Source organism: Streptomyces sp. NPDC030893, from assembly GCF_055571535.1.
Window position 1 is genome coordinate 241,079 of record NZ_JBVIFC010000011.1, and the last position, 12,328, is coordinate 253,406.

The window sequence follows — 12,328 nt, forward strand, 5'->3', positions numbered from 1 at the left end:
GAGTACGGGCCCTCACGCGGGCAGACGGCGCACCACGCGTGTGTGGTCAGTCGTCGTCCACCTCCGTCCAGCCGAAGCTCTTCTCCACCGCCTTGCGCCAGTTGCGGTACTCGCGGTCCCGCGCGGCCACCTCCATGGCCGGCGCCCACTCGGCGTCCTTCCGCCAGTGCGACTTCAGTTCCTCCAGGCCGTTCCACACGCCCGTGGCGAGCCCCGCCGCGTAGGCGGCCCCCAGGCAGGTCGTCTCCGAGACGCGGGGCCGGATCACGGGTACTCCGAGCACATCCGCCTGATGCTGCATGAGCAGGTTGTTCCTCGTCATGCCGCCGTCGACCTTCAGAGTGGTGATCTTGACGCCGGAGTCCTGGTACATGGCGTCCACGACCTCGCGCGTCTGCCAGCTCGTCGCCTCGAGCACCGCACGCGCGAGATGCGCCTTCGTCACGTACCGGGTGAGTCCCGTGACCACACCCCGCGCGTCGGAGCGCCAGTAGGGTGCGAAGAGGCCGGAGAACGCGGGAACGATGTAGGCGCCGCCGTTGTCCTCCACGCTCGCCGCCAGCGGCTCGATCTCGTCGGCCGTACGGATGATGCCGAGCTGGTCGCGGAACCACTGGACCAGCGCGCCCGTTATGGCGATCGACCCCTCCAGACAGTAGACGGGTGCCTCGTCGCCGATCTTGTAGCCCATCGTCGTGAGCAGCCCGTTCTTCGACGGCACCGGCCGGTTGCCGGTGTTCAGGAGCAGGAAACTGCCCGTGCCGTAGGTGTTCTTCGCCGTGCCCGTGTCGTAGCAGGCCTGTCCGAAAACGGCCGCCTGCTGGTCGCCCAGCGCCGAGGCGACGGGCACGCCGGAGAGCTGGCCCACGGCCGTGCCGTAGACCTCGGAGGAGGACCTGATCTCCGGCAGCATCGCCTCGGGCACGTTCATCGCGGAGAGGATGGACGGGTCCCACTGGAGCGTCTCCAGGTTCATCAGCATGGTCCGCCCGGCGTTGGTCACGTCGGTGACGTGCCGACCGCCGTCGGTGCCGCCCGTGAGGTTCCAGATCAGCCAGGAATCGATGGTGCCGAACGCGATCTCACCGTTCTCCGCCCGGGTCCTGAGGCCCGGTACGTTGTCCAGCAGCCAGGCCGCCTTGGGCCCGGAGAAGTAGCTGGCCAGCGGCAGTCCGGTCCGCTCGCGGAAACGGTCCTGCCCGTCCGGCCCGCCCAACCGGGCGCAGAGCGCGGCGGTCCGCGTGTCCTGCCACACGATCGCGTTGTGCACGGGCTTTCCCGTGGCCCGGTCCCACAGGACCGTCGTCTCCCGCTGGTTGGTGATGCCCAGCGCGCTCAGCTGGTCCGCGCGGAGCCCGGCCTTGGCCGTCGCCCCCGCGACCACGGCCTGCACCTTCGACCAGATCTCGGTGGCGTCGTGCTCCACCCAGCCGGGCTTCGGGAAGATCTGGCGGTGCTCGCGCTGGTCGACGGCGACGATCGCGCCGTGCCGGTCGAAGACGATGCAGCGGCTGGAGGTGGTGCCCTGATCGATTGCGGCGACGAACTTGTCCGTCATGACGTCCCCTTCGTCGGTTCGTGCGGAAGTTCGTGCGGAAGTTCGTACGGAGACGGGTGGTTCAGAAGGCTGCCTTGAAGACGAGCCCGGACAGCGCCGCGCCGATGAGCGGCCCCACCACGGGAACCCACGCGTATCCCCAGTCCGAGGTGCCCTTGTTGGGGATCGGGAGCAGCGTGTGCACGATGCGCGGCCCGAGGTCGCGGGCCGGGTTGATGGCGTAGCCGGTCGGGCCGCCGAGCGAGAGGCCGATGCCGACCACCAGGAACGAGACGATGAGGATCGCGGTGCCCGACTCGCCGAGCCCCTTCGTGAGTCCGAAGGCCAGGATCGGCAGCACCAGGCCCATGGTCGCGATGATCTCCGTGATCAGGTTCGCGACGGGATGACGGATCGCCGGCGACGTGGAGAAGATCCCGAGCGTCGGCTGGGCCATCTCCTCCTCGGCGTTGGCCCGGAACTGCGCGTAGTAGACGAGCCAGCACAGCACGGCGCCCAGCATGGCGCCGACCATCTGCCCTGCGACGTAGATGTGGACCTTGTCCCAGTCCCCGGTGTCGATGGCGATCCCGAGGGTGACCGCCGGGTTGAGATGCCCGCCGGACAGCGGGGCGGCCGTGTACGCCCCGGCCATCACGCCGAAACCCCAGCCGAGCGCGATGACGACCCAGCCGGCGTCCTTCGCCTTCGAATAGTTCAGTACGACGGCCGCGACCACACCGGCGCCGAACAGGATGAGGATCGCGGTGCCGATGACTTCCCCGACGAATATGTCTCCGTTGCTCATGGCGGCTCCTAGGCCCCGGCCCGGGACGATCCGCCCCGGACCTCACGTGCAGGGTGCGTTTCCCATGGCGACTTCGGCCGAAGGCAGGGAGAACCGCGCCCCGCCCGGCGTCCGTGACGAGCGTGCCGTCGCAGTCGACATCGCCCGTGGGGAGTGGGCCTCGACGTGGAAGGACCCCGGAGCGGCGTGCCGGAATACGCCGAGATGTACGACGATGTCGACCGACACCGGGAAGTGTTCACCGGCACTCAGGGAGCGTCAAGGTCGCCGACGGCAACGGTTGTCGGCCACGTCCCTTCCCGGAGGCCCCCCAGTCCTGATAGATGCAGGGGACATGACACGACTCTCCACCGTGGTACGAGGTCTGGCCACCGCCGTCGCCGCCCTGCTCGCCGCGAGCGTCCCGTCCGCCCCCGCCCAGGCGAAGCCCGAACCCAAGGCACCCCGGGACTTCGTGGCGCTGCAGAGCGTGGACCCGACGATCATCCAGGAGATCCGCTACGTCACCCCGCACAACTTCGTCGGCGAGCCCGTCGACGGCTACCGGCAGCCGCTGTGCATCCTCACCCGCCCCGCGGCCCGGGCACTGCACACCGCACAGCGCACACTGCTGCGCCAGGGATACTCCCTCAAGGTGTACGACTGCTACCGGCCGCAACGCGCCGTCGACCACTTCGTGCGCTGGGCCAAGGACCTGGACGACCAGAGAACGAAGGCCGAGTTCTACCCGAACGTCGACAAGAGCAGGCTGTTCGTCGACGGCTACATCGCGGAGAAATCCGGCCACAGCCGCGGCTCGACGGTGGACCTCACCCTCGTGAAGCTCCCCGCCCGGCCGGCCCCGCCCCACCACCCCGGACAGCCCCTGGTTCCCTGCTTCGCGCCCAAGGACGAGCGATTCCCCGACAGTTCCGTGGACATGGGCACCGGCTACGACTGCTTCGACACCCTGAGCCACACGCTCGACCCGCGCATCAAGGGCGAACAGCGCGCCAACCGGCTGCTGCTCAAGAACACCCTGGAGGACGTCGGATTCGTGAACCTCGCCGAGGAGTGGTGGCACTACACCTTCACCCCCGAATCCCACCCGGACACCTACTTCGACTTCCCGGTGTCCCGCAGATCGCTCACCGGCCGGTACTGACCCACCTGCCGGGGGCACCCCCGCCGTGGTCCGCTACAGTCCCGCGCGTGTCCCGAACTCCCGCCAAGGTGACCGACTCCGCGCCGCACTCCCACTGTTCGAGCTGCGGCGCGCCCTACCCGGAGGGCGTCTCCGGCTGGCCCCGCACCTGCACCACCTGTGGCACCGTCACCTACCGCAACCCCCTCCCGGTGGCGGTGGCCCTTCAGCCCGTCCACGACACCCACGGCACCGCCCTGGTCGTCATCACCCGGGCGATCGCCCCCGCGCGGGGCCGCACGGCCCTGCCCGGCGGCTACGTCGACCACCGGGAGGACTGGCGCCGGGCCGTCGTCCGGGAACTCCGGGAAGAGACCGGCATCGAGGTGGCGAGCCACGACGTCCGCCTCGCCGACGCCATGAGCTCACCCGACGGACACCTGCTGCTCTTCGGGCTCCTGCCCGAACGCCCCGCGGAGGACCTGCCGCCCTCCGCCCCCACCGACGAGACCGAGGGCCGGCACCTGCTGCGCCGCCCCGAGGAACTCGCCTTCCCCTTGCACACACTGGCCGTGCGGGCCTGGTTCGAAGGCCGCTACAGCTGACCCCCGGCCGGTCCCAGCCCGCGAACGCGCACCGGCCGGCGAGGCTCGCCGACACCCGCCTCACCCTCCCGCTCGACGACGACCCGCCCGCCCGACCACCGCACCGCGTACCGCTCGGCCTCCGGCTCCTCCCACCCGTCCCCGGCGTCCGGCACGACCAGCCCGCCCCCGGTCCGTCCCCGGGCCGGCGCCCACACCTCGAGCTCCGTACCACCCTCCGCACCCCGCACCGGAAGAACCGCGCCCGCGCGCGCGAACACCGGGATCCGCTCCAGCGGCGCGTCGACCACCACCCGGCCCGGCCCCTCGTACGCCCGTCCCGTCGCCGTGTCGTACCACCGCCCGCGCGGCAGCCGGACCGCCCGCCGCTCCACACCGGGACCGAGCACCGGCGCCACCAGCAGACAGTCACCGAGCAGGAACGCGTCCTCACAGTCGCGCAACGTGCGCTCCTCCGGCGCCGCCCACCACAACGGGCGCACATAGGGCGCTCCCGTACGCCGGGCCAGGTGCGCCAGCGTCACGAAGTACGGCAGCAGCCGCCGGCGCTCGACGAGCACCCCACGCGTGTGCCGCAGAACACCGGCACCGAGCTCCCACGGCTCCCCGCCCCCCGCCCGCGGACCGCCGCGCGTGCGGAACAACGGCAGATACGCCCCCAACTGGAGCCGGCGCAGATACAGCTCCGGTGAGCGCACCCCGTCGACGGCGCTCACGTCCGGACCCGAGTACGGGATCCCGCACAGCCCCAGCCCCAGCACCACCGCCAGCGCGGCGCGCAGCCCGGCCCAGCCCGCTCCCGCCTCGCCCGCCCACGTGCCTCCGTACCGCTGCGTGCCGGCCCACCCGGAGCGCGACAGCACGAACGGCCGCTCCTCGGGCAGCAGCTTCCGCAGCCCCTCGTACGCGGCCCACGCCATGCACAGCCCGTACACGTTGTGCCCCTCACGATGATCACCGCCCCGCCCGTCCAGCGCGTGTCCGGCCGACCGCGGCAGCGTCGGCTCCCCGAAGGCCGCGAACGACGTCGGCTCGTCCAGGGTGTGCCGGAAACCCGAGAACCCCTGTGCCAGCCGCTCCGCGTACAGCCCGCCCCACCACTCCCGCACACGCGCGCGCGTGAAGTCCGGAAAGACCGCGTCCCCGCACCACGAGACCCCGCGGACCACCGCCCCGGAGGCGTCCCGGACATAGGCGTCATGCTCCACCCCGCCGCCGTACACGCGGCTGCCGGGCGCCACCCCGACGGCGGGAGCGACGACCGACACCAGCCTGATCCCCTCGCGCCGCAGCTCGTCCGCGAGGACCGGCAGCTTCGGGAAGCGCTCCTCGTCGACGGTGAACACCCGCCGGGAGCCGAAGTGGCCGGCGCCGAGGTGCAGGGCGTCCAGCGGCAGCCCGTGCTCCCGGTGGCCCTGGACCACCCTCCGCACCTCCTCCTCACCGCCACCGCCCCACAGCGCGTGATGGTGACCGAGCGCCCACGCGGGCGGCAGCGCCGGCGCACCGGTGAGCGACGCCCAGGCCAGCAGCACCCGCGCGGGAGTACCCACCATCACCCAGCAGCGCAACGGTCCGCCGTCCATCCACAGCTCGCTCGTCCCGGTCCGGTCGTGCCCGGAACCACCCCCCTCCTCGCCCTCCCGCAACGTCACCGCGCCGTCCCACGAACTGTCGTGGAACACCAGATGGGTGCCCGCGTCGGCCACCACCATCTGCGTCGGCATGGTGAGGGACCGCGGACCGCCTCCGTGCCCCGGCGCACGACCACGGCCGGTGTTCCACAACCCGTACGTGCCGTCCCGCAACCGGGGACCCGCCACACGCCCCCCGAGACCGAAGAACCGGGCGTCCGCCGGCACCTCCGACCGCTGCATCCACCGCGCGGTGCCACCGCCGACCGGCTCCCACCACCGCGGCGGCAGATCACGCCGCAGCGTCACTCCTCCGGGGGTGAGCACCTCCACCGCGCCGAGCCGGGACACCACGACCGTCACACGCTCGGCCACCACACGCCAGCCACCGTCCTTGTGCGGCTCCAGCGCCGCCCGCGGATCGGGATCGGGGCAGCGGCCCGCCAGCGCGTACGACGGTTCGGGAGCCGCCCCGTCCCAGCCCCAGAAGACGGCCCCGTTCACCGCGACGAAGATCCGCAGCTCCGAACGGCTGAACCTGATCAGCCCACCACCGGGCCCCGGCTCCACCTCCCGCACGGCCCCGGGCACCCGCGCCCGCACCGGCCCCCGCGGCGGCAGCCCGGCGGCGTCCGCGCGCCGCCTGCGCCACGCCGCCCGCACGGTACGCAACCCCTGAGCCGCCCCCGACGAGCCGACCGATTTCACCGAACGCACCAGGTCACGACCGTCCATGCTGCTCACCCTGTCATCGATCACGCCCGGCCAGGGTGTCGTTCAACTCCCGTTCATCCGTGATCCGACCACATCTTCACGACACGGACTCTGTGGGGGACACCCTGGTGCGGAAGTCGATCACGTGGCATCGTCCCTGTCAGCCGCGTCACGCGCACACCCCAGCCCGTGCGCGGAGGACGCACACGACGCGCACAGTCCGGGAGCCGCCCCATGTCGACCGTGAACCCCCAGCCGCTCTGGCAGCCGAATCCGGAACGAATCGCCGGCGCCCGGATCACCGCCTTCCAGGCATGGGCCGCCGAACACCACGGCGCACCCGCCGAAGGCGGCTACGCGGCGCTCCACCGGTGGTCCGTGGACGAACTGGACACCTTCTGGAAAGCGGTCACGGAGTGGTTCGACGTCCGCTTCTCGACGCCGTACACGCGCGTGCTGGGCGACCGCTCCATGCCCGGCGCCCAGTGGTTCCCCGGGGCAACGCTGAACTACGCCGAGCACGCCCTGCGCGCGACCGCGTCACGCGCGGACGAACCGGCCCTGCTGTACGTCGACGAGACACATGATCCGACGCCCGTCACCTGGGCAGAGCTGCGCCGCCAGGTCGGCTCCCTCGCCGCCGAGCTGCGCACCCTGGGCGTCCGTCCCGGCGACCGCGTCAGCGGCTATCTGCCGAACATTCCGCAGGCGGTCGTCGCCCTCCTCGCCACGGCCGCCGTGGGCGGCGTCTGGACCTCCTGCGCCCCCGACTTCGGCGCCCGCAGCGTCCTCGACCGCTTCCAGCAGGTCGAACCCGTCGTCCTGTTCACGGTCGACGGCTACCGCTACGGCGGCAAGGAGCACGACCGCCGCGACGTCGTCGCCGAACTGCGCCGGGAACTGCCGACCCTCCGTGCCGTGGTGCACATCCCCCTGCTCGGCACCGACGCCCCCGACGGGGCACTCGACTGGTCCGCCCTCACCTCCGCGGACACCGAACCCGTCTTCGAACCAGTGCCCTTCGACCACCCGCTGTGGGTGCTCTACTCCTCCGGCACCACCGGACTGCCCAAGGCGATCGTCCAGTCCCAGGGCGGCATCCTCGTCGAACACCTCAAGCAACTCGGACTCCACTGCGACCTGGGCCCCGAGGACCGCTTCTTCTGGTTCACCTCGACCGGCTGGATGATGTGGAACTTCCTCGTCTCCGGCCTCCTGACCGGAACGACGATCGTGCTGTACGACGGCAGCCCCGGCTACCCCGACACGGGCGCCCAGTGGCGCATCGCCGAACGCACCGGCGCCACCCTCTACGGCACCTCCGCCGCCTACGTCATGGCCTGCCGCAAGGCCGGCGTGCACCCCTCGCGCGACTTCGACCTCTCCGCGGTCAAGTGCGTCGCCACCACCGGCTCCCCCCTGCCGCCCGACGGCTTCCGCTGGCTGCACGACGAGTTCGCCGAGCAGGGGGCCGGCCTGTGGATCGCCTCCGTCAGCGGCGGCACCGACGTGTGCTCCTGCTTCGCCGGCGGCGTACCCACCCTCCCCGTCCACATCGGCGAGCTCCAGGCACCCGGCCTGGGCACCGACCTGCAGTCCTGGGACGCCGCCGGCAAGCCCCTGACCGACGAGGTCGGCGAACTTGTCGTCACCAACCCGATGCCGTCCATGCCGATCCACTTCTGGAACGACCCCGACGGCAGCCGCTACCACGACAGCTACTTCGACACCTACCCCGGCGTCTGGCGCCACGGCGACTGGATCACCATCACCTCGCGGGGATCGGTCGTCATCCACGGCCGCTCCGACTCCACGCTCAACCGCCAGGGCGTCCGCATGGGATCCGCCGACATCTACGAAGCCGTGGAACGCCTCCCCGAGATCAGGGAATCCCTCGTCATCGGCCTCGAACAGCCCGACGGCGGCTACTGGATGCCCCTCTTCGTCCACCTCGCCCCCGGCGCCGCCCTGGACGACGACCTCCTGAACCGGATCAAGCGGACCATCCGCGAGCAACTCTCGCCCCGCCACGTCCCCGACGAGATCATCGAGGTGCCCGGAGTCCCGCACACCCTCACCGGCAAGCGCATCGAGGTCCCCGTCAAGCGCCTCCTCCAGGGCACCCCCCTGGAGAAAGCCGTCAACCCCGGTTCCATCGACAACCTCGACCTGCTCGCCTTCTACGAGGAACTCGCCCGCAAGCGCGCCTGAGCCCCGAGCCGGTCACTCTCCGAGTACGCCATCCGTCTCCCCCCAGCCCATTGTCAGTGCCACCGGTTACTTTGAGTGAGCATTGATCGACCGTGCAGAGGGGGAGACATGGCGTACACCGACCACCGGACCCTGCGACGCGTCCTGCGCCGCGAAATCGTCGGCACCATCGGCGTGCTGACCGACGAACACGACTTCCGCGCCATGCGGCGCTACGACAGCTTCGCCTTCGACGACCACACCACCTACCTCAAACACCTGGAAGCCGTCCTCAGGACGCGCGCGCTGGAGGGCAGCCACACCACCGTGACGCTCTTCGACCCCGCGGACTACGCCGAGTTCTGCGTGAACACGGGCCTCGACCCGGACAGCCACACCAGCCGCTCCCGGTTCACCGCCGAACTCGCCTCCACCGGACCCACCGTCCCCTACGACGGCCGGCCGCTGGCCGACCTCCTGCCCACCCTCGTCGACGAGGCCGTCCGCCAGGCGACCTGGGAGTACGCGACCACGCTCCTCGCCCGCCTCGGCCCCTGCGTCTCCTGCGGCGAGGACCTGGGCCGAGCGGCCTTCGCCCGCGCCTCGCACCTCCTCCTGCGGATCCTCGACACGGCACCGCCCGGGGAACGGCACCTCGTGTGCAGCGTCTCCGGGCCGCCCGAAACGCTCGTCGCCGTCCTGCACGCCGACTCCATCGCCGGCCGCGCGGAACTGGACGAGTCCGAAGCCCTGGAATTCACCACCGTCCTGGCCGTCGGCCTCGCCACCGCCGGCCCCGGCGGACTGGTCATGCGGATCAGCAAACCCGGCACACCCGACCGCGTCCATGGCTGGCGCATGCGCGCCTACGGCCTCGTACCCCTCACCGCCGGGGAGGTCTTCGACGCCTACTGCACCGACGCCGAATCCGGCGACCTCATCGCCCCGGAGTCCAATGTCGACTACTGCGAGCCGCCCGACCTCGGCGAGGAGGGCGGCCCCGGCCCGGCCCACCGCCACTGAGCCCGGCAACACGCTAAGGGGCGCTCCACTTCGCGTGGAGCGCCCCTCCGGAAGCCGGTCGCGTCGGCTATTCGCCCGACAGCACCGCCTGAGCGGCGTTACGGGCATCCTCGGCACTGTCAGCCGCCCGGGCCGCCGCCGCGGCCCGCTCGCACTGGGCCAGCGTGAACTTCGCCAGCGACGCGCGGACATAGGGAATGGACGCGGCACCCATGGAGAGAGAGGTGACCCCCAGACCGGTCAGCACACACGCGAGCAGCGGATCGGAGGCCGCCTCGCCACAGACACCACAGCTCTTGCCCTCGGCCTTCGCCGCCTCCGCGGACAGCGCCACCAGGTCGAGCAGCGCGGGCTGCCACGGGTCCTGGAGCCGGGAGACCGCACCCACCTGACGGTCGGCGGCGAACGTGTACTGCGCGAGGTCGTTCGTGCCCAGCGACAGGAACTCCACCTCCTGCAGGACCGAGCGCGCCCGCAGCGCAGCAGACGGGATCTCGACCATCGCGCCGAACTTCGCCCGCAGTCCCGCCTCCCGGCACGCGTCCGCGAAAGCCCTGGCGTCGGCCCGGTCGGCCACCATCGGGGCCATCACCTCGAGGTGGACGGGCAGCCCCTCCGCGGCCTTGGCCAGCGCCGTCAGCTGGGTTCGCAGTACCGCGGGGTGGTCCAGCAGCGTCCGCAGGCCGCGCACGCCCAGCGCCGGGTTCGGCTCGTCCGCCGGAGTGAGGAAGTCCAGGGGCTTGTCCGCGCCGGCGTCCAGCACGCGCACCACGACCCGGCCCTCGGGAAACGCCTCGAGCACCTGACGGTACGCCGTGACCTGCTTCTCCTCGGAGGGAGCGTTCTTGCTGTCGTCCAGGAAGAGGAACTCGGTACGGAACAGCCCGACGCCCTCCGCACCGGCCTCGACGGCTGCCGCCACGTCGGCCGGGCCGCCGATGTTGGCCAGCAGCGGCACCTTGTGACCGTCGGCCGTCGCACCGGGCCCGGTCGACGCGGCAAGCGCCGCCTTGCGCTCGGCCGCCGCGGCCTGGAGCTGCGCCTTCTTCTCGTCGCTCGGGTCGAGGAAGATCTCGCCGGTGCTGCCGTCGACCGCTATCAGTGTGCCTTCGGCGAGTTCGCCGGCACCGGGCAGCGCGACGACGGCCGGGACACCGAGGGCCCGGGCCAGGATCGCGCTGTGGCTGGTGGGCCCGCCCTCCTCGGTGACGAAGCCGAGCACCAGCGTCGGGTCCAGCAGCGCCGTGTCCGCGGGCGCCAGATCACGGGCCACCAGGACATACGGCTCGTCGCTGTCCGGCACGCCGGGCATCGGCACCCCGAGCAGCCGGGCGACGATACGGTTCCGCACGTCGTCGAGGTCGGCCACCCGGCCCGCCAGGTACTCACCGGCGTTCGCCAGCAGCTCGCGGTACGAGGCGAACGCGTCGTACACGGCGCGCTCGGCGGTGCTGCCGACGGCGATCCGCCGGTCCACATCGGCGAGCAGCTCGGGGTCCTGGGCCATCATGGCCTGCGCCTCGAGCACCGCCTGTGCCTCACCGCCCGCGAGGTTTCCGCGCGCCGTCAGATCGGCCGCCACGGCCTCCACGGCCTGGCGGGCGCGCCCCTGCTCGCGCTCCGCGTCCTGTGCGGGAATCTGCTTGGCCGGCGGCTCGAGCACCGCCGTACCCATGTGCCGGACCTCGCCGATCGCCACACCGTGACTGACACCGACGCCTCGCAGCGTTGTCTCCATCTCACCCGTCTCCGCTAGTGCGGCGGGAACAGCCGCCGCGTTGGTTGTCCTGGTGGCCGTCGGAGGACGGCGCCGGGTCACTTCCAGAGGAAGAGACTGTCACCGGCCTCCACATCGCCGCTGTCACGAAGCTCCGAGAGAGCGTCCGCCGTGGCCTCCAGCGCCACGACCGGACACACCGGGGACTTGCCGGCCGCCTCCACGGCGGCAGGGTCCCAGCGCACGATGCTCTGACCGCGCGTCACGGTGTCGCCCTTGTTGACGAGCAGCTCGAAGCCTTCGCCGTTGAGCTGAACGGTGTCGATACCGAGGTGGGTGAGCACACCGTGTCCGCTCTCGTCGACGACGACGAACGCGTGCGGGTGCAGCGAGATGATCACACCGTCGACGGGAGAGACGGCCTCGGAGGGCTTCCGTTCGGGGTCGATCGCCGTACCCGGGCCGACCATGGCCCCGGAGAAGACCGGATCGGGCACGGACGCCAGTCCGATGGCCCGCCCTGCGAGCGGGGACGTCACGGTGGTCATGTGGGAAGCCTCCCAAGGAGTGGAGATCTGTACGAGGGCCGTCACTGCGTGTCTCCGGCGTGCTGTTCAGCAGCGTATGTCATAGGACGTACCGGTTCCGGGGGACAGCTCCAGGTCTGTGGTCCAGACAAGAGGTCTAGACCACCCCACCCTAATCGATTTGCATGCGGTCCGCGACCCCGTGTAGAGTCGTACTCCTGCTCGGGGATGAGTGACGCGATCAGTGTCCTCACTCGGCAGCAATCCAACTCGTCAGATCCTATCTTTGGATCACTTTCTGCATGTCTGCAGGACGGTGGTCAGAGAGTCGGAAAAACACTGATAGAGTCGGAACCACCGAAGGGAAGCGCCCGGAGGAAAGCCCGAGAGGGTGAGTACGAAGGAAGCGTCCGTTCCTTGAGAACTCAACAGCGTGCCAAAAGTCAACGC

General features: G+C 71.1%; 9 protein-coding genes. 4 read left to right on the forward strand and 5 right to left on the reverse strand.

Annotated features, from left to right (window positions below; translation table 11 throughout):
• Positions 1-46: 46 nt before the first annotated feature.
• Together glpK and ACZ434_RS21835 are read right to left on the reverse strand one after the other, a co-directional pair.
• Complete coding sequence (gene glpK, locus ACZ434_RS21830; protein ID WP_468458246.1) at positions 47-1,558, reverse strand: glycerol kinase GlpK; 1,512 nt, start codon at positions 1,556-1,558, stop codon at positions 47-49.
• A gap of 61 nt (positions 1,559-1,619) precedes the next feature.
• A complete protein-coding gene (locus ACZ434_RS21835; RefSeq protein ID WP_468458248.1) occupies positions 1,620-2,345 on the reverse strand; it encodes an MIP/aquaporin family protein in 726 nt (241 codons plus the stop codon).
• 334 nt (positions 2,346-2,679) lie between these two features.
• On the opposite strand from ACZ434_RS21835, the gene ACZ434_RS21840 reads away from it, so the two are divergent.
• Complete coding sequence (locus tag ACZ434_RS21840) at positions 2,680-3,489, forward strand: M15 family metallopeptidase (RefSeq protein WP_468458250.1); 810 nt, start codon at positions 2,680-2,682, stop codon at positions 3,487-3,489.
• A gap of 47 nt (positions 3,490-3,536) precedes the next feature.
• Complete coding sequence (locus tag ACZ434_RS21845; protein ID WP_468458252.1) at positions 3,537-4,073, forward strand: NUDIX domain-containing protein; 537 nt, start codon at positions 3,537-3,539, stop codon at positions 4,071-4,073.
• On the opposite strand, the gene ACZ434_RS21850 is transcribed toward ACZ434_RS21845, so the two are convergent.
• A complete protein-coding gene (locus ACZ434_RS21850; protein WP_468458254.1) occupies positions 4,064-6,442 on the reverse strand; it encodes a glycoside hydrolase family 31 protein in 2,379 nt (792 codons plus the stop codon). The two genes, ACZ434_RS21845 and ACZ434_RS21850, sit on opposite strands and share 10 nt — an antisense overlap.
• Positions 6,443-6,655: 213 nt before the next feature.
• Between ACZ434_RS21850 and ACZ434_RS21855 the strand changes: the two genes are divergently transcribed.
• The gene (locus ACZ434_RS21855; protein WP_468458256.1) at positions 6,656-8,632 is read left to right on the forward strand and encodes an acetoacetate--CoA ligase; all 1,977 of its coding nucleotides are present in this window, start codon (positions 6,656-6,658) and stop codon (positions 8,630-8,632) included.
• 108 nt (positions 8,633-8,740) lie between these two features.
• The gene (locus ACZ434_RS21860; protein ID WP_468458258.1) at positions 8,741-9,634 is read left to right on the forward strand and encodes a hypothetical protein; all 894 of its coding nucleotides are present in this window, start codon (positions 8,741-8,743) and stop codon (positions 9,632-9,634) included.
• A 67-nt stretch (positions 9,635-9,701) separates the two neighbouring features.
• On the opposite strand, the gene ptsP is transcribed toward ACZ434_RS21860, so the two are convergent.
• Entirely contained in the window at positions 9,702-11,372 is a 1,671-nt protein-coding gene (ptsP, locus tag ACZ434_RS21865; protein WP_468458260.1) for a phosphoenolpyruvate--protein phosphotransferase, read from the reverse strand.
• Positions 11,373-11,449: 77 nt separating this feature from the next.
• On the reverse strand, positions 11,450-11,899 hold the full coding sequence (locus ACZ434_RS21870) for a PTS sugar transporter subunit IIA (protein ID WP_468458262.1): 450 nt from the start codon (positions 11,897-11,899) through the stop codon (positions 11,450-11,452).
• Between the last annotated feature and the right edge of the window lie 429 nt (positions 11,900-12,328).

Coding starts and splice junctions, on each gene's coding strand:
- ptsP (WP_468458260.1), bottom strand. CDS start 11,372: ATGGAGACAACGCTGCGAGGCGTCGGTGTCAGTCACGGTGTGGCGATC.
- ACZ434_RS21855 (WP_468458256.1), top strand. CDS start 6,656: ATGTCGACCGTGAACCCCCAGCCGCTCTGGCAGCCGAATCCGGAACGA.
- glpK (WP_468458246.1), bottom strand. CDS start 1,558: ATGACGGACAAGTTCGTCGCCGCAATCGATCAGGGCACCACCTCCAGC.
- ACZ434_RS21840 (WP_468458250.1), top strand. CDS start 2,680: ATGACACGACTCTCCACCGTGGTACGAGGTCTGGCCACCGCCGTCGCC.
- ACZ434_RS21835 (WP_468458248.1), bottom strand. CDS start 2,345: ATGAGCAACGGAGACATATTCGTCGGGGAAGTCATCGGCACCGCGATC.
- ACZ434_RS21850 (WP_468458254.1), bottom strand. CDS start 6,442: ATGGACGGTCGTGACCTGGTGCGTTCGGTGAAATCGGTCGGCTCGTCG.
- ACZ434_RS21860 (WP_468458258.1), top strand. CDS start 8,741: ATGGCGTACACCGACCACCGGACCCTGCGACGCGTCCTGCGCCGCGAA.
- ACZ434_RS21870 (WP_468458262.1), bottom strand. CDS start 11,899: ATGACCACCGTGACGTCCCCGCTCGCAGGGCGGGCCATCGGACTGGCG.